This is a genomic window from Burkholderia sp. Ac-20344 (genome assembly GCF_017104975.1).
In the GTDB taxonomy this organism is placed as follows: Bacteria; Pseudomonadota; Gammaproteobacteria; order Burkholderiales; family Burkholderiaceae; genus Burkholderia.
On sequence record NZ_JAAGPP010000005.1, the window covers coordinates 39,898 to 57,445 of the forward strand.

14 protein-coding genes are annotated in these 17,548 nt (G+C 67.1%); 8 read left to right on the plus strand and 6 right to left on the minus strand.

Annotation, left to right across the window (positions count from 1 at the left end; translation table 11 throughout):
- Positions 1-2: 2 nt before the first annotated feature.
- From G3N64_RS03010 to G3N64_RS03020, 3 genes are all read right to left on the minus strand, one after another.
- Positions 3-1,217 (minus strand): DUF1501 domain-containing protein, encoded by a 1,215-nt coding sequence (locus G3N64_RS03010; protein WP_205782276.1) that lies wholly within the window; start codon positions 1,215-1,217, stop codon positions 3-5.
- A gap of 67 nt (positions 1,218-1,284) precedes the next feature.
- The gene (locus G3N64_RS03015) at positions 1,285-2,787 is read right to left on the minus strand and encodes a DUF1800 domain-containing protein (RefSeq protein ID WP_205782277.1); all 1,503 of its coding nucleotides are present in this window, start codon (positions 2,785-2,787) and stop codon (positions 1,285-1,287) included.
- A gap of 132 nt (positions 2,788-2,919) precedes the next feature.
- Positions 2,920-3,198 carry a hypothetical protein gene (locus G3N64_RS03020; RefSeq protein WP_124450473.1) on the minus strand — a complete coding sequence of 93 codons (279 nt, stop codon included), beginning with the start codon at positions 3,196-3,198 and terminating at the stop codon, positions 2,920-2,922.
- Between the two features lie 267 nt (positions 3,199-3,465).
- Here G3N64_RS03020 and ompR point away from each other — a divergent pair, with 267 nt between their 5' ends.
- The 4 genes from ompR (at position 3,466) to G3N64_RS03040 (ending at position 6,935) form a co-directional block, all read left to right on the plus strand.
- Complete coding sequence (ompR, locus tag G3N64_RS03025) at positions 3,466-4,191, plus strand: two-component system response regulator OmpR (RefSeq protein WP_004199523.1); 726 nt, start codon at positions 3,466-3,468, stop codon at positions 4,189-4,191.
- Between the two features lie 40 nt (positions 4,192-4,231).
- Positions 4,232-5,593, plus strand: a complete 1,362-nt coding sequence (locus G3N64_RS03030; protein WP_205782278.1) for an ATP-binding protein — start codon at positions 4,232-4,234, stop codon at positions 5,591-5,593.
- Positions 5,594-5,782: 189 nt separating this feature from the next.
- A complete protein-coding gene (locus tag G3N64_RS03035; protein WP_034181176.1) occupies positions 5,783-6,331 on the plus strand; it encodes a peroxiredoxin in 549 nt (182 codons plus the stop codon).
- Between the two features lie 76 nt (positions 6,332-6,407).
- Complete coding sequence (locus G3N64_RS03040) at positions 6,408-6,935, plus strand: carboxymuconolactone decarboxylase family protein (protein ID WP_011352388.1); 528 nt, start codon at positions 6,408-6,410, stop codon at positions 6,933-6,935.
- A gap of 125 nt (positions 6,936-7,060) precedes the next feature.
- On the opposite strand, the gene ispF is transcribed toward G3N64_RS03040, so the two are convergent.
- Together ispF and ispD are read right to left on the minus strand one after the other, a co-directional pair.
- Positions 7,061-7,546, minus strand: coding sequence for a 2-C-methyl-D-erythritol 2,4-cyclodiphosphate synthase (gene ispF, locus G3N64_RS03045; protein ID WP_124594416.1), 486 nt, complete (start codon positions 7,544-7,546; stop codon positions 7,061-7,063).
- Between the two features lie 28 nt (positions 7,547-7,574).
- A complete protein-coding gene (ispD, locus tag G3N64_RS03050; protein WP_034201609.1) occupies positions 7,575-8,285 on the minus strand; it encodes a 2-C-methyl-D-erythritol 4-phosphate cytidylyltransferase in 711 nt (236 codons plus the stop codon).
- Positions 8,286-8,392: 107 nt separating this feature from the next.
- Here ispD and mfd point away from each other — a divergent pair, with 107 nt between their 5' ends.
- The 4 genes from mfd (at position 8,393) to G3N64_RS03070 (ending at position 14,885) form a co-directional block, all read left to right on the plus strand.
- Positions 8,393-11,863: a transcription-repair coupling factor gene (mfd, locus tag G3N64_RS03055; RefSeq protein ID WP_205782279.1), complete on the plus strand. Its 3,471-nt coding sequence runs from the start codon at positions 8,393-8,395 to the stop codon at positions 11,861-11,863.
- A gap of 105 nt (positions 11,864-11,968) precedes the next feature.
- The gene (gene argE / locus G3N64_RS03060) at positions 11,969-13,189 is read left to right on the plus strand and encodes an acetylornithine deacetylase (RefSeq protein ID WP_205782280.1); all 1,221 of its coding nucleotides are present in this window, start codon (positions 11,969-11,971) and stop codon (positions 13,187-13,189) included.
- 60 nt (positions 13,190-13,249) lie between these two features.
- A complete protein-coding gene (locus G3N64_RS03065; protein WP_205782281.1) occupies positions 13,250-14,269 on the plus strand; it encodes a threonine/serine dehydratase in 1,020 nt (339 codons plus the stop codon).
- A gap of 145 nt (positions 14,270-14,414) precedes the next feature.
- Positions 14,415-14,885, plus strand: coding sequence for a DUF3574 domain-containing protein (locus G3N64_RS03070; protein WP_241020741.1), 471 nt, complete (start codon positions 14,415-14,417; stop codon positions 14,883-14,885).
- An 84-nt stretch (positions 14,886-14,969) separates the two neighbouring features.
- On the opposite strand, the gene G3N64_RS03075 is transcribed toward G3N64_RS03070, so the two are convergent.
- Positions 14,970-17,486, minus strand: coding sequence for a penicillin-binding protein 1A (locus G3N64_RS03075; protein ID WP_205782286.1), 2,517 nt, complete (start codon positions 17,484-17,486; stop codon positions 14,970-14,972).
- Positions 17,487-17,548: the final 62 nt, after the last annotated feature.

Here is a 17,548-nt window from a genome sequence, read left to right on the forward strand (position 1 = left end):
CCTCACGCCTTCAGCAACGGCAGCGTGTCGAAGCGCTGCTGCAGCACGCGTGTCGCGTCGAGCCCCCACCACGGCCCGAGCACGGTCGCGTAGAGCTGGCGGAAATCGACCGCGACCGGCAGGTTGCCGTTGCCGTCGAGCCGCCCGAGCGCCGGCGGCGCACCGTACAGCCCGCCGGCCACGCGGCCGCCCATCACGAAATGCGGCGCGGCCGTGCCGTGATCGGTGCCGTTGCTCTGGTTCTCGCGCACGCGCCGCCCGAATTCCGCATACGTCATCACGAGCGTCTGGTTCCAGCGCCCGAGTTCGATCAACGCGCCGCGCATCGCGCTCATCCCTTCCGCGAACTGCTTGAGCAACGCGGCCTGCTGCCCCGGCTGGTTCTGGTGCGTGTCGAAGCCGTTGAGCGTCAGGCGCAGCACCGCGACACCGTCCTGCGCGCCAGGCCCGGACGCCTCGCAAGCGGCCAGCACCTGCATCGCGGTCTTGACCGACGTGCCGAACGCGCCAGCCGGAAAGGCCGTCCGGAATTCACGCATCCCGCCGCGCGGGCGCAGCCGGTCGGCCGCCTTCACGATGTCGTTCTCGACGTCGATGATGTGCGCGAGCGCGGGGTTCTCTTCGCGCAGCGACGACGGCTCGGCGAGCCGGGCCGCACGGATAAACTGTGCGGGATTGACGAGCGCGATCGCGCGCGCACCGTTCCCGAGCGGCCCCATCTCGGCACTGCCGAGCACGACGCCGTCCGCCGCGAAACCAGGCGGCACCGGCGCCTGCGCGAACGTGCGCGTGAGCCAGCCTTCGTGCAGGTACTGGTCCGAGCGCGACGCGGTATCCCAGATCTCGATCGAGCGGAAATGCGACAGGTTCGGCTGCGGATAGCCGACGCCCTGCACGACCGCAACCTGCCCGTCGCGCCACAGCGGCATCAGCGGCGCGAGCGACGGATGCAGCCCCGTGTGTGCGTCGAGCTGCAGCACCTGTTCGCGTTTGATGCCGATGCTGCGCCGGAACTGGTAGTACAGCGGGTCCGCATACGGCACCACCGTGTTGAGGCCGTCGTTGCCGCCCTTCAGTTCGACGAGGATCAGCACGTTCGCATATCCGGCCGCCGGCTGCCGTCCGGTCGCGGCCGCGGCCATCGCAGGCGCCTGCCACGGCGACACGCCAGCCGCGGCCGCCGCGCCCGTCAGCGTCAGAAAATCACGTCGGTTCATCGTGCATCCTTTGGTTCGCCGCCCGGCACCGTTGCCGCACCGGCTTCCCGCTTCATCGTCGTTCGAATCATTTCAGTTGATAGGCCGGATCCATCAGCAGCGCTTCGAGATATGCGCTGCCGGTCGAATCCGTGTCGATCGCCGCGACCGGCGAAAGCTGCAGCACCGCGTGCTGCAACTGAAGCTCGGTCGACAAACCCGCGATTGCCTGCGGCCGTGCGCGATATTGCGCAAGCCAGCGTTCGAGGTCGAAACGCAGGCCGGCGCGCGCGGGCCTGGCGGGCGTTCCGCGCATGCCGGCGGCGGACGCCGTATCGACCACCGGCATCGCGTGTGCACGGACATTCGCCGGCGGCACCATCGCATGCGCAGGCGGGTGCATGCCGGCCGTCTCCGTCGCGCGGAACAGTTGCTCGACGAACTGCTTGCGCGCGAGCAGCGTGGTGCTGTTGATCCACAGCGCGCCGCCCGGCCAGCCCTTCACGTTCGGCGGGTAGAACAGGTTCTGCCCGAGCGTGCGCACGGTGTTCGCGAGCATCTGCGGGTCGCCGTATGAAACGTCGAACAGCCGCACCGAGCCGACGACGAATTCCGCCGGCGACTTGACGAGCACACCGCGGTTGCGCGGCTCCCAGAAGGCGTCGGTCGACCACAGTGCGGCGAGCGCCGCGCGAATGTCGTAGCCGCTCGAACGAAACCGTTCGGCCACCGCATCGAGCGCGCCCGGATCGGGCGTATCCGACACGAACTCGCGCCACAGCTTGCCGGCGATGAAGCGCGCGGTGCCGGGCCGCTTCAGCAGGATGTCGAGAAAGCCGTTGCCATCGAACGGTCCCGTTTCGCCGAGGATCGTCTTGTCGCCCGCATCGTGCCATTCCGGCCGCACCGCGAAGCGCAGCGTATCGGGATCGATCGTCCAGCCCGTCATCGCGCGCGCGGCTTCGGTCACGTCGTATTGCGTGTAATGCCCTTCGCCGAGCGTGAACAGCTCCATCACCTCGCGCGCGAAATTCTCGTTCGGGCGCCCCTTGCGGTTGCTCGCGCCGTCGAGGTACTGCAGCATCGCCGGATCCTTCGCGACCGCGTGCAGCAGTACGCCGAAGTTGCCGAGCGCCTCGCGGCGAAACAGCGCGTTCTGCGCGGCCATCGTCTGCGGGTAAGGCACCTTGTCCTGCCCCGACGTGAAGTGCCCGTGCCAGAACAGCGTCATGCGCTCGGTCAGCGGCGACGGCGTGACGACCATCTCGTTGACCCACGCCGCACGCAGCGCATCGTACCGAATGTTGCGCTCGCGCTGCTCGTCGCGCCGCATGTCGGGGGTCAGCGCCTGGCGCTGCGCGCGCGTCGGCGGCAGCTCGGCGATCCAGTCGGGCCACGTCGTGACGGGGTCGCGGCGAACACTGCCGAGCGTGTCGGCCACGACCTGCGCGCGCGTCATGCCGACGATGCGCGCGACGTCGGCGGGCGCGGGAGAAAAACCGGTACGACTCAGGAAAAACAATGCATCGTCGGCATCGAGCGGCGACTGCATGGCGGGCGACGGCGCCAGTGCGGCAGCGTTCGCTTTCATCGTCATGGACTCCCGGAACGCACCGGCGGTGCGGATGCCGGTACAACGGCAATCGGCAGGCGAAAGTTGACGGAAAAATTGCTACGAATCTTTTCCGTGCGATGGATTCCGCACAGGGCGAAAGACGGCGCGTCAGCGCTTGTACAGCTCGCGAACGGCGTCCTCGATGTGCTGGCGCAAAAGGTGGCGCTCCTCGGGCGTCATGTGCCCGTCGCGGCGGTGCTGTTCGAGATCGGGAGGCACGGCGGAACGGACCGTCATCTCGGCGGTACGATCGGACTGCGGCGCTTTGCCGCGCGGCAGCTTGCGCGACGGTGCGCCCTGCTCGGGACGCTGCGCATACGCGAAGTTCGACGCATACGGACCGGCAAGCGCGATCGTCAGCATCAGTGCAATCCGGGCAGATCGCATGACCGTCCTCGCTTCTTTGGTCGATTTGTTCCCTTCGTCACGCGGCAACCGGTTACCTCTGGTACTTGAAAAACCCTGCGGAATTCGGGTGTGCAAAGATGAAAGATGGAGTGCAGGGGAGTATCTACCGAATTTCGGCTTCGAGTAAAGGAATCTCTATAGCCTGCCTTTACTCCGCGCGACACTACGGGTAAATTTTGTAACTGACTGTAACGCACGAAAATACGTGGCCGTGCGTCAATTCCCATTCGCGATAAGATGCCGATCATGGAAACGAAAAACCCCTCCAAGATTCTCGTCGTCGACGACGACCCGCGCCTGCGCGATCTGCTGCGCCGCTATCTCGGCGAGCAGGGTTTCAATGTCTACGTCGCGGAAAACGCGACCGCCATGAACAAGCTGTGGGTCCGCGAGCGTTTCGACCTGCTCGTGCTCGACCTGATGCTCCCGGGCGAAGACGGTCTGTCGATCTGCCGCCGCCTGCGCGGCAGCAACGACCGCACGCCGATCATCATGCTCACCGCGAAGGGCGAAGATGTGGATCGCATCGTCGGCCTCGAGATGGGCGCCGACGATTACCTGCCGAAGCCGTTCAACCCGCGCGAGCTCGTCGCGCGCATTCATGCGGTGCTGCGCCGCCAGGCGCCGGCCGAACTGCCGGGCGCGCCGTCGGAAACCACCGAGGTGTTCGAGTTCGGCGAGTTCTCGCTGAACCTCGCGACGCGCACGCTGACGAAGTCCGGCCAGGAAATTCCGCTCACCACCGGCGAATTCTCGGTGCTGAAGGTGTTCGCACGCCATCCGCGCCAGCCGCTGTCGCGCGAGAAGCTGATGGAACTCGCGCGCGGCCGTGAATATGAAGTGTTCGACCGCAGCCTCGACGTGCAGATTTCGCGCCTGCGCAAGCTGATCGAACCGGATCCGGGCAGCCCGCGTTTCATCCAGACCGTCTGGGGCCTCGGCTACGTGTTCATCCCGGACGGCGCCGCCTGATCTTTTTCCTTTCCGGTTTCGCCCGCCCACGGCCCGTCCCATGCGTATCGACCGGCGCCTCCTGCAGCTCGCGTTCGGCGGGCTGTTCTGGCGCACCTTCCTGCTGATCGCGCTGCTGATCTCGGTCAGTCTCGCCGCGTGGTTCCAGAGCTTTCGCGTGATCGAGCGCGAGCCGCGTGCGCAGCGCGTCGCGCTGCAGCTCGTCGCGATCGTGAAGCTCACGCGCACCGCCCTGCTCTATTCCGATCCCGATCTGCGGCGCGCGCTGCTGCAGGATCTCGAGAGCAACGAGGGCGTGCGCGTTTACCCGCGCGAGAAGACCGACAAGTTCAAGCTGCAGCCCGACGAATCGCTGAACCGCCTGATCGAACACGACATCCGCAGCCGCCTCGGCGACGATACCGTGATCGCGCAGTCGGTCAACGACATTCCCGGCGTGTGGATCAGCTTCAAGATCGACGACGACGATTACTGGGTCGCGCTCGACCGCGACCAGCTCGACAACGTCACGGGTCTGCAGTGGGCCGGCTGGGGGCTGTTCGCGCTCGCGTTGTCGCTGTTCGGCTCCGCGTTCATCACCAGTCTGGTGAACCGGCCGTTCTCGCGGCTCGCGCTCGCCGCACGCCAGATCGGCTCGGGCCAGACGCCCGAACTGCTGCCCGAGCGCGGGATGGGCGTTGCAGCCGAGACCAACCGCAGTTTCAACCAGATGGTGCGCGACCTCGAGCAGCTCGAGGCCGACCGCGCGCTGATGCTCGCGGGCATCTCGCACGACCTGCGCACACCGCTCGCGCGGCTGCGGCTCGAAACCGAGATGAGTCCGTCCGACCAGGCGACCAAGGACGCGATGGTCGACGACATCGAACAGATGGACCGCATCATCGCGGCGTTCATCGACTACGCGCGCCCGTCGCAACGCAAGCCGGAGCCCGTCGACCTGTCGTCGATCGCGCAGGAAGTCGCCGCGCGCGTGTCGGGCGAGGACGGTGTCGAGATCCGCACGCGGCTCGCGCCGAGCGCGGTGATCGAAGCCGACGAAACCGACATGCGCCGCGTGATCGGCAACCTCGTCGAGAACGCGCGCAAGTACGGCCAGAGCAAGCAGGACGGCGTGTCGCGCATCACGCTCGAGACGCGCGTGTCGCACGCGCGCGTCGAGCTGTCGGTGAGCGACGAAGGCCCCGGCATCCCCGAGGATCAACTGCCGCTCGTGATGCGGCCGTTCTACCGCGTCGACACCGCACGCACCAAGGCGGACGGCACGGGCCTCGGGATGGCGATCGTGCTGCGCCTCGTCGGCCGCTATCGCGGCGCGCTGCGCCTGCGCAATCGCAACCCCGACGCGGGCCTCGAAGTCACGCTCGAATTCCCCGGCGCCGGCAAGGCACGTGCGACTGCGTGACGCGCTCGCGCACGCTCCCCACCCTTCACACTATCGATCCGGTTGAAAAAAACTATGAAGATCGTTAGTCAAAATCTATTGAAGCGTTTTGCTAATAGTGTTATAGTTTTACCCATGCTGTCACACCATCGTTGCAGCACCGAGGTAGCTTGACTCAGTCTTCTTCCCAACTCATACAGGAGTATCCGCATGAAAACCGTGGGCGATAAACTCGAAGCTTTCACCGTCGTAGCCGCGAAGCCGGGCTTCAACAATCACGAGGAAAACGGCCAGTCGGCATTCGAGACCGTCACCGAAGCGTCGTTCCCGGGCAAGTGGAAGATCATCTACTTCTATCCGAAGGATTTCACGTTCGTGTGCCCGACGGAAATCGTCGAGTTCGCGAAGCTCACGAAGCAGTTCGAAGAGCGCGATGCGATCCTGCTGGGCGGCAGCTCGGACAACGAATTCGTCAAGCTCGCATGGCGCCGTGAGCACAAGGACCTCGACAAGCTGAACCACTACTCGTTCGGTGACGTCAAGGGCGAGCTGATCGACCAGCTCGGCGTGCGCGACAAGGAAGCCGGCGTGGCCCTGCGTGCAACGTTCATCGTCGATCCGGACAACACGATCCAGCACGTTTCGGTGAACAACCTGAACGTCGGCCGCAGCCCGGAAGAAGTCCTGCGGATTCTGGACGGCCTGCAAACGGACGAACTGTGCCCGTGCAACCGTGCAGTCGGCGGCGCAACGCTGTAAGCGCATCGATGCACGAAGCCCGCGGCGCACGTCCTGCCTGCGGGCTTTTTTAACGGCCAACCCATAGGAGAAATCAATGGAATTCATCGACTCGATTAAGGCGCGTATCCCCGACTACGCGAAGGACATTCGCCTGAACCTCGACGGCACGATCTCGCGCTCGTCGCTCGAAGGCACCGACGCGGTCGGCGTCGCGCTGGCTGCCGCAATCGCAGCGAAGAGCACGGTGCTCATCAAGACGATCCGCGAAGCCGGCGTCCTGTCGCCCGAAGAGACGAACGCCGTGCTGACGGCGGCCGCGCTGATGGGGATGAACAACACCTGGTATCCGTATGTCGAGATGGCCGACGATGCCGACCTGAAGACGCAACGCGCCGAGCTGCGGATGGGCGCGTATGCGACGCACGGCGGCGTCGACAAGCGCAAGTTCGAAATGTATGCGCTCGCCGCGTCGATCGTCGGCAAGTGCCACTTCTGCGTGAAGTCGCACTATGCGCTGCTGAAGAACGAGCAAGGGATGACCGTCACGCAGCTGCGCGACGTCGGCCGCATCGCATCGGTGATCAACGCCGCCGCGCAAGTGATCGCCGCAGAAGGCGAATGAGCGGTTACTCCACCCGGCCGGCAGCCGCGCCGGCCCGGTAGCCGCTCCAAACGAAAATGCCACGCATCCGCGTGGCATTTTCGTTTCCGCGGCGCGCCGGGCGAACCGCGCGCCGCAGCCGGGCCTCAGCCGCCCTGCTTCACCAGCAGCGCGGCGGCCTGTGCCTCGATTCCCTCGCCGCGGCCGAGATAGCCGAGCTTCTCGTTGGTCTTCGCCTTCACGTTCACGCGATCGAGCGGCAGCCCGAGATCGGCCGCGATGTTCGCACGCATCCCGTCGATATGCGGTGCCAGCTTCGGCGCCTGGGCGATCACGGTGGTGTCCACGTTCTGGATCGTGAAGCCGGCCGCCTTGATGCGTGCGGCGCACTCGCGCAGCAGCACGCGGCTGTCGGCGCCCTTGAATGCCGCGTCCGTGTCGGAAAAATGGCGGCCGATGTCGCCGAGCGCCGCCGCGCCGAACAGCGCGTCGGTGATCGCGTGCAGCAGCACGTCCGCGTCCGAGTGGCCGAGCAGGCCGCGTTCGTACGGAATCGTCACGCCGCCGATGATGAGGGGGCGCCCCTCGACGAGCTGGTGCACGTCGTAGCCTTGTCCGATTCTGAAATCCATGCGTGTTCCGATTGAGAGGGGGTGAATGTCAGGAAGCGTTCGCGGGGCGCGCGAGGATCGCTTCCGCGAGCGCGAAGTCTTCCGGATACGTGACCTTGAAATTGCGCAGGCTGCCCTGCACGACGCGCGGCGTATGGCCGGCCCATTCGATCGCGCTCGCTTCGTCGGTCAGGTCGTGCCCTTCGCGCTGCGCGCGCAGGATCGCCTCGCGCAGCATGCCGATGCGGAACATCTGCGGCGTCTGCGCCTGCCAGAGCGCGTCGCGCGACTCGGTGCGCGCAATCGCGTCGCCGCCGGCCGGCACGCGCTTGAGCGTATCGGCCACCGGCAGCGCGACGATGCCGCCGACCGGATCGTCCTTCAGCGTCGCCACCAGCGTGCGGATCAGCTCCGGCGTGATGCCCGGGCGCGCGGCGTCGTGCACGAGCACCCAGTCGTGGTCGGTCGCGCCGAACTCGGCCAGCTCGAGCAGCCCGTTCAGCACCGACGCCTGGCGCGAGCCGCCGCCGCAGCGGCGCACCGCGAAGCGCAGGCCCGCGAAGCGGCGCGCGTCGAAATGGGAATCGTCGGGCGCAAGCACGACGAGGGTCTGCGCGAATTCGCTGCACGCGTCGAACGCGGCGAGCGTGTAGTGCAGCAGCGCGCGGCCGGCCAGCGTGCGGTATTGCTTCGGCACGGCCGAACCGGAGCGGCTGCCCGTGCCGGCACAGGGAATCAGGGCGAAAAGTCGGGGAGTCACGAAGGGAAACGCCGGAAAGATGAAATCGAGAAGCGGATTTTATAATAGGTCTTTCGTCTCGACCGGCGCACCGTGATGCGCCCGTGCACGCCACCCCTGTCGTCCCTATGCCAGATAACGCTTCCACCCCGTCCGCCTCGCCCGTTGCCCGCGTCAAATCCGGCCAGCGCTTCGCCTTCGACGGCGCGCATGGTTCCGCCGACGCGCTCGCCATCGCCCGTTATCTCGCCGACAACCGCCAGGACGTGCCGCTCCTCGCGGTGATCTGCGCGAACGCGGTCGACGCGCAGCGGCTCTCTCAGGAAATCCGCTACTTCTCGCCCGACGCGCGCGTACGCCTGCTGCCGGACTGGGAAACGCTGCCGTACGACACGTTCTCGCCGCACCAGGATCTCGTCTCCGAGCGTCTCGCGACGCTGCACGATCTCGGCGAGGGCCGCTGCGACATTCTGCTCGTGCCCGCGACCACCGCGCTGTACCGGATGCCGCCCGCGTCGTTCATGGCCGCGTACACGTTCGCGTTCGCGCAGGGCGAGCGGCTCGACGAAGCGAAGCTGAAGGCGCAGCTCACGCTGGCCGGCTACGAACACGTGAGCCAGGTCGTGCGGCCCGGCGAATACTGCGTGCGCGGCTCGCTGATCGACTTGTACCCGATGGGCTCGCCGCTGCCGTACCGGATCGACCTGTTCGACGATCAGGTCGACTCGATCCGCGCGTTCGACCCCGACACGCAGCGCAGCCTCTACCCGGTGCGCGACGTGCGCCTCCTGCCCGGCCGCGAGTTTCCGTTCGACGAAGCCGCGCGCACGGCCTTCCGCAGCCGCTGGCGCGAGACCTTCGAAGGCGACCCGAGCCGCGCGCCGATCTACAAGGACATCGGCAACGGCGTGCCGTCGGCCGGCATCGAGTATTACCTGCCGCTGTTCTTCGACGAAACCGCCACGCTGTTCCACTACCTGCCGCAGGACGCACACCTCGTGTTCGCCGGCGATCTCGAGGCGTCGATCCGCCGCTTTACGGCCGATACGAAGCAGCGCCATGCGTTCCTCGCGCACGATCGCGAGCGGCCGATCCTCGAACCGCAGCGCCTGTTCCTGTCCGACGAGGATTTCTTCGCGTTCGCAAAGCCGTTCGCACGCGTCGTGCTGCCCGCGCAGCCGGCCGGCGGCTGGGCGACGGCCCTGCCCGAGCTCACCGTCGATCGCCATGCGGACGATCCGCTCGCGTCGCTGCGCACGTTCGTCGAATCGTCGGGCAAGCGCATCCTGCTGACCGTCGAATCGGCCGGCCGGCGCGAGACGATCCTGCAACTGCTCGCCGAACACCATCTGCGCCCCGCGTCGAACGACCACTTCGCGGGCTGGCTCGAGAGCGATGAACGCTTCGCACTCGGCGTCGCGCCGCTCGCGAACGGCTTCGCGGTGCCGGGCGAAGGCTACGCGATCGTCACCGAAACCGAGCTGTACGGCGCGCTCGGCCGCCGCGCGGGCCGCCGCCGGCAGGAACAGGCCAGCAACGTCGACGCGATGGTGCGCGACCTGTCGGAGCTGAAGGTCGGCGACCCGGTCGTCCACGCGCAGCACGGCATCGGCCGCTACATGGGCCTCGTGTCGATGGATCTCGGCGAAGGCGAGACCGAATTCCTGCACCTCGAATACTCGGGCGACAGCAAGCTCTACGTGCCCGTCGCGCAATTGCACGTGATCTCGCGCTACAGCGGCGCCGATCCCGACAGCGCGCCGCTGCACGCGCTCGGTTCCGGCCAGTGGGAGCGCGCGAAACGCAAGGCCGCGCAGCAGATCCGCGATACGGCCGCCGAGCTGCTGAACCTGTACGCGCGCCGCGCGGCCCGCGAAGGCCACGCGTTCTCGCTCGATCCGCGCGACTACGTGAAGTTCGCCGAAAGCTTCGGCTTCGAGGAAACGCCCGACCAGGCAGCCGCCATCGCGGCCGTGATCGGCGACATGACGAGCGGCAAGCCGATGGACCGCCTCGTGTGCGGCGACGTCGGCTTCGGCAAGACCGAGGTCGCACTGCGCGCCGCGTTCATCGCGGTGCTGGGCGGCAAGCAGGTCGCGCTGCTGTCGCCGACCACGCTGCTCGCCGAGCAGCACACGCAGACCTTCGCCGACCGCTTCGCGGACTGGCCGGTGCGGATCGTCGAGCTGTCGCGCTTCAAGACCGCGAAGGAAGTCAACGCGGCGATCGCGCAGATCAACGAAGGCAGCGTCGACATCGTGATCGGCACGCACAAGCTGCTGTCGTCGGACGTGCAGTTCAAGCGCCTCGGCCTCGTGATCATCGACGAGGAACACCGCTTCGGCGTGCGCCAGAAGGAAGCGCTGAAGGCACTGCGCGCGGAAGTCGACGTGCTGACGCTCACCGCGACGCCGATCCCGCGCACGCTCGGGATGGCGCTCGAAGGGCTGCGCGATTTCTCGGTCATCGCGACCGCGCCGCAGAAGCGGCTCGCGATCAAGACCTTCGTGCGCCGCGAGGAAGAGAGCGTGATCCGCGAGGCGATGCTGCGCGAGCTGAAGCGCGGCGGCCAGGTGTACTTCCTGCACAACGAGGTCGAGACGATCGAGAACCGCAAGGCGATGCTCGAGGCGCTCGTGCCCGAGGCACGCATCGTGATCGCGCACGGCCAGATGCACGAGCGCGAACTCGAACGGGTGATGCGCGATTTCGTCGCGCAGCGCGCGAACGTGCTGCTGTGCACGACCATCATCGAGACCGGCATCGACGTGCCGAGCGCGAACACGATCATCATGCATCGCTCGGACAAATTCGGCCTCGCACAGCTTCACCAGCTGCGCGGCCGCGTCGGCCGCTCGCATCACCAGGCGTATGCGTACCTGCTGGTCCACGATCCGCAGGCGCTGACCAAGCAGGCGCAGCGCCGGCTGGAAGCGATCCAGCAGATGGAGGAACTCGGTTCGGGCTTCTATCTCGCGATGCACGACCTCGAGATCCGCGGCACCGGCGAAGTGCTCGGCGACAAGCAGTCGGGCGAGATCCACGAGATCGGCTTCCAGCTCTACACGGACATGCTGAACGACGCGGTGAAGGCACTGAAGAACGGCAAGGAGCCCGACCTCACCGCCCCGCTCGCCGCGACGACGGAAATCAACCTGCATGCGCCGGCGATCCTGCCGGCCGACTACTGCGCGGACGTGCAGGAGCGGCTGTCGCTGTACAAGCGTCTCGCGAACTGCGAGCACGGCGATGCAATCGACGGGATCCAGGAAGAGCTGATCGACCGCTTCGGCAAGCTGCCGGCGCAGGCGCACGCGCTCGTCGAGACGCACCGGCTGCGGATCGCCGCGAAGCCGCTCGGCATCGTGAAGATCGACGCGAGCGAGATCGCGATCGGGCTGCAGTTCGAGCCGAATCCGCCGATCGATCCGATGCGGATCATCGAGATGGTGCAGAAGCACCGGCACATCAAGCTCGCGGGCCAGGACAAGCTGCGCATCGAGACACGCTCGCCCGATCTCGCGATCCGCGTGTCGACGATCAAGGAAACGCTGCGCGCGCTCGGCCCCAAGCAGGGAGCGGCGGCCGCGGTGCGCTGACGCGATACTGACGGGTGCGGCGTTGCTGCACCGCATCGCGTCCGGCGAAGGCGGGCCGACGCGTTTTTGAGTATGATTTTCCCATTCATCAGACGGAGTTTTGCCATGTCCACTCTCGACGCGACGGCGCCGTCCGCCGCCGACCAAGGCGACGCGTCGCTCGTCAGCCTGCCCTGGATCAAGCAACTGGTGTCGATGGACACGACGAGCCGCGTGCCGAACCTCGGCCTGATCGAAACGGTGCGCGACGCGCTCGCCGCGCAAGGCATTGCTTCGACGATCACGCACGATCCGCGCGAAGGCTGGGCAAACCTGTTCGCGACCGTGCCCGCGCACGACGGCTCGACGAACGGCGGCATCGTGCTGTCGGGGCATACCGACGTCGTGCCGGTCGACGGCCAGCAATGGGACAGCAACCCGTTCGCGCCGGAAATCCGCGACGGCCGCCTGTACGGCCGCGGCACCTGCGACATGAAGGGCTTCATCGGCGCGGCGCTCGCGCTGCTGCCCGAGATGCAGGCGACGAAGCTCGCGAAACCGATCCATTTCGCGCTGTCCTACGACGAGGAAATCGGCTGCGCGGGTGCGCCGCTGATGATCGCCGACCTCGTCAAGCGCGGCGTGCAACCGTCCGGCTGCATCGTCGGCGAACCGACCAGCATGCGGCCGATCATCGCGCACAAGGGCATCAATGCATACCGCTGCTGCGTGCGCGGCCACGCGGCGCATTCGTCGTTGACGCCGAAGGGGCTGAACGCGATCGAGTATGCGGCGCGCCTCATCTGCCATATCCGCGACATCGCCGACCGCTTCCGTGCCGAAGGCCCGTTCGACGCGCTGTACGACGTGCCGTTCACGACCGCGCAGACGAGCACGATCCAGGGCGGCAACGCGATCAACACGGTGCCGGCCGAATGCCGGTTCGACTTCGAGTTCCGCAACCTGCCGACGCTCGATCCCGAGCAGATCTTCACGCGCATCGAAGCGTATGCCCGGGACACGCTGCTGCCGCAGATGCTGCGCGAGCATCCGAATGCCGCGATCGAGTTCTCGAAGATCGCCGCGGCGCCCGGCCTCGACGCCACCGAACAGGCCGCCATCACGCAGCTCGTGCGCGCGCTGACGGCCGACCAGGACAAGCGCAAGGTCGCCTACGGCACCGAGGCCGGCCTGTTCGAACGCGCGGGCATCCCGAGCGTCGTATGCGGGCCCGGCAACATCGAGCAGGCGCACAAGCCGAACGAATATGTCGAGCTCGCGCAGCTCGCCGGCTGCGAGCAGTTCCTGCGCAAGTTCATCCGCAGCATGTCGGTCGACGCGCACTGACTGCCTCCCGCCACGCCGGCCCGCGTGTGCGGGCCGGCCCACTCCGCCACCCGCCACGTCATGTCGACTGAACAACAGGGCATCGCCCATACGACGATCGACGGCGAGCCGATCCCGACGCTCGACGAAATCGCCGCGCAGCATTTCGCGTTGTCGCCGTGGGTCGCGCGCACGCCCGTGTTCGAACGCGCCGACCTGCCATCCCTCGAGGGCACGCACGTCAACTTCAAGTTCGAGTTGCTGCAGGTCAGCGGCAGCTTCAAGGCGCGCGGCGCGTTCACGCACCTGCTCGCGCTCGACGAGGCGCGCAGGAACGCGGGCGTCACCTGCGTGTCGGCCGGCAATCACGCGGCGGCCGTCGCGTATGCGGCGATGCGGCTCGGCAGCAGCGCAAAGGTCGTGATGTTCCATACCGCGAGCCCGGCGCGCATCGCGCAGTGCAAGCAGTACCGCGCGGAAGTCGTGCTGGCCGGCAGTGCATCGCAGGCGTTCGATATGGTCCGGCGGATCGAGGCCGAGGAAGGCCGTTTCTTCATTCATCCGTTCAACGGCTATCACACGATCCTCGGCACGGCGACGCTCGGCTACGAATGGGCGACGCAGACCCCCGACCTCGACGCGGTGATCGTGCCGATCGGCGGCGGCGGGCTCGCGGCCGGGATGGCGACCGCACTGCGGCTCGCGAATCCGCGCGTGCACGTGTATGGCGTCGAGCCGGAAGGCGCCGACGCGATGAGCCGCAGCTTCGCGGCGAATCACACGATCAAGATGAGCGCGATGCAGACGATCGCCGATTCGCTGATGGCGCCGCATACCGAGGAATACAGCTACCAGCTGTGCCGGCGCCACGTCGACCGCATCGTCACCGTGTCCGATGACGCGCTGCGCGCGGCGATGCTGTTCCTGTTCTCGCAACTGAAACTGTCGGTCGAACCGGCGTGTGCGGCCGCCCTCGCCGCGCTGCTCGGCCCGCTGCGCGAGACGCTGCAGGGCAAGCGCGTCGGCGTGCTGCTGTCTGGCACCAATACCGACCCCGGCACGCTCGGCATGCATCTCGCGCACGCGAAATTGCAGCCCTGACCCCGCATCGGGCACACGTGGACAAACCTAGGGTTATCCCCAGATTATGTTGACAGCCCTGTTGATAACCCGCCGCACAAGCATGCAAGTAGTTGAGCGCGCAGCGTTTTGCACGCGCGAAGGTCGATCGTCACGAAATGGGCAGATGCGGCCGCCACGCCTATGCGCCGCGACCTGGAGGCGCCGCGCAGCGCCCGTGATCGGCGCCATCGCGATCGCGCTGCTCGCCGGTTGCGCGGCACCGCCCTCGCCCGTCGTCGGCGCACCGTCGGCCTGCACGCAGCCCGGCGAGCACCCCATGCTGCAGGCCGACCTGCTGTTCGGGCGCGACATCGCCGAGCGCGGCCCCGTCACCGATGCGGAACGCGCGGCGTTCCTCGCCGACACGGTCACGCCGAGGTTCCCCGACGGCCTCACCTACTGGGACACGCACGGCCAGTGGCGCGACCGGGCAAGCGGCGCGGTCACCCGCGAAGACAGCTTCGTGATCCGTATCGTCGCCGACGATACGCCTGACACGCGTGCGCGGCTCGCCGCGATCCGGCAAGCGTACACGGAGCGGTTCCATCAGCAATCGGTCGGCATGACGCTCGTGCCGGCCTGCGCGTCGTTCTGATTCCGCTTCTGCCGCTGCTGTTCATGCCATATAAAAACGGGCGCCCGAAGGCGCCCGTCGCATGCCGGAACAGCGGCGTGCCGCTTACTTGTTCTCGAACATGTCCATGATCTGCTGCTTCTCCTGAGCCGTCACGGGCGGCGGCGCAAGCCCCGCCGCACCGGCCGAGCCGAGTGCGTCGTTCGCGCTGATCGCGTTCTCGGCCGGGTTGATGTCGACGTTCGCGACGAAGCCGTTGCCCGGCGTGCGATCGGCATAGTACAGCTCGCCGTCGATCGAGGTCAGGCCGTCCGGCATCGGCATCTGCTGCTCGGGCACGCCGTTCAGCGCGGTGCGCATGTAGTTCACCCAGATCGGCAACGCGAGCTGCGCGCCGAATTCGCGGCTGCCGAGGCTCTTCGGCTGGTCGAAGCCCATCCATGCGACCGCGACGAGCGACTGCTGGTAGCCGGCGAACCAGCCGTCCTTCGCGTCGTTCGTCGTACCGGTCTTGCCCTGCAGGTCGCTGCGGCCCAGCGCGTTGGTGCCCGCGCCCGTGCCGGCCGTCGCGACCGAATGCAGCAGGCTGTTCATCACGTACGCATTGCGGCCTTCGATCGTGCGCGGCGCCGTGCTGCCCGCGAGCACCGGCTGCGACTTCTGCAGCGGCTGGCCGCGTGCGTCGTCGACCTCGGCGATCAGGTACGGATCGACCTTGTAGCCGCCGTTCGCGAACACCGCGTAGCCGGTTGCGAGCTGCAGCGGCGTCACGAGGCCCGCGCCGAGCGCCATCGGCAGGTACGGCGGCGTCTTCGCGGGATCGAAGCCGAAGCGCTGCGTCACATACTGCTGCGCATACTGCGTGCCGATCGACGCGAGGATCCGGATCGACACGAGGTTCTTCGAGCGCTGCAGGCCGGTACGCATCGTCATCGGGCCGTCGGGCTGGTCGTCGTCCTTCGGCTCCCACGCGGTGCCGCCCGGCACGCTCGGCGGGAAGTACAGCGGCGCGTCGTTGATCATCGTCGCCGGCCCCATGCCCTTGTCGAGCGACGCCGAGTAGATGAACGGCTTGAACGACGAGCCCGGCTGCCGCCATGCCTGCGTCACGTGGTTGAACTTGCTCTTGTTGAAATCGAAGCCGCCGACGAGCGAGCGGATCGCGCCATCCTGCGGCGCGATCGCGACGAGCGCGCCTTCGACCTGCGGCAGCTGCACGACCTGCCAGCCCGTCTTGCCGTCCCTCAGCACGCGCACGACCGAGCCCGGCTTGATGCGCAGCGTGTCGTTCGCACGGGGGCCGAGCGCGGCCGCCACGAAGCGCAGCCCGGCCGGGCCGATCGTCGTGGTCGCGCCGCCGACGAACTGCACCTCGACCGCGTTCGGCGACGCCGACAGCACGACGGCCGACTGCAGGTCGCCGTTGTCCGGGTGATCGGCGAGCGCATCGTCGATCGCCTCGTCGCGGTCGTCGCCGGCCGCGGGCAGCTTGATCGACGCTTCCGGCCCGCGATAGCCGTGGCGGCGCTCGTAGTCGAGAATGCCACGACGCACGGCCTGGTATGCGGCTTCCTGGTCGGACGAGTTGATCGTCGTCGTGACGGTCAGCCCGCGCGTATAGGTTTCGTCCTTGTACTGCTGGTACATCATCTGCCGCACCATCTCGGCGACATATTCGCCGTGCACCGCGTACTGGTTGCCCGGCGTGCGCACGTGGATCTCTTCCTTCACGGCCTCGTCGTACTGCGGCTGCGTGATGTAGCCGACCTCGAGCATGCGCTTCAGGATGTATTCCTGGCGTACCTTCGCGCGCTTCGGATTGACGACCGGGTTGTACGCGGACGGCGCCTTCGGCAGCCCGGCGAGCATCGCCGCTTCCGCGAGCGTGATGTCCTTCAGGTCCTTCCCGAAGTACACGCGCGCGGCGGCCGCGAAGCCGTACGAGCGCTGGCCGAGATAGATCTGGTTCATGTACAGCTCGAGGATCTGGTCCTTCGTCAGGGCCTTCTCGATCTTGTACGCGAGCAGCATTTCGTAGATCTTGCGCGTGTAGGTCTTCTCGCTCGACAGGAAGAAGTTGCGCGCGACCTGCATCGTGATCGTGCTCGCGCCCTGGCGTGCGCCGCCGTGCATCAGGTCGGCCACACCCGCCCGCAGGATGCCGACGAAGTCGACGCCGCCGTGTTCGTAGAAGCGGTAGTCCTCGATCGCGAGCACGGCCTTCTTCATCACGTCCGGAATGTCCTGGAAGCGCACGAGGCTGCGGCGCTCCTCGCCGAACTCGCCGATCAGCACGTGATCGGCCGTGAACACGCGTAGCGGCACCTTCGGCTGGTAGTTGGTCAGCGCATCGAGCGACGGCAGCTGCGGCGCCATCACGACCAGCGCGTAGCCGACGATCAGCGCGCCGACGATCGCCAGCGTCGCGAACAGGCCGGCGAACCACAGCACGACGCGCGAGCCGAACGAGCGACGGTGCCCGCCGCCGCCGCTGCGCTGGGTGCGGCGGTCGTCGTCGCGATCGTCGTCATCGGGGTAATAGGCTCCGGACGGCGAACGGCGCAGCGTGTAGTGGGGTTCGTTCCTGTCGGAAGAAGAAGGCGGTCGTTTGATAATTGGCATGTCGGAATGGCGGGCGGTCGTGGCGCCCTCGGACGCATGCGGAAATGCAAGCGGATGAATCA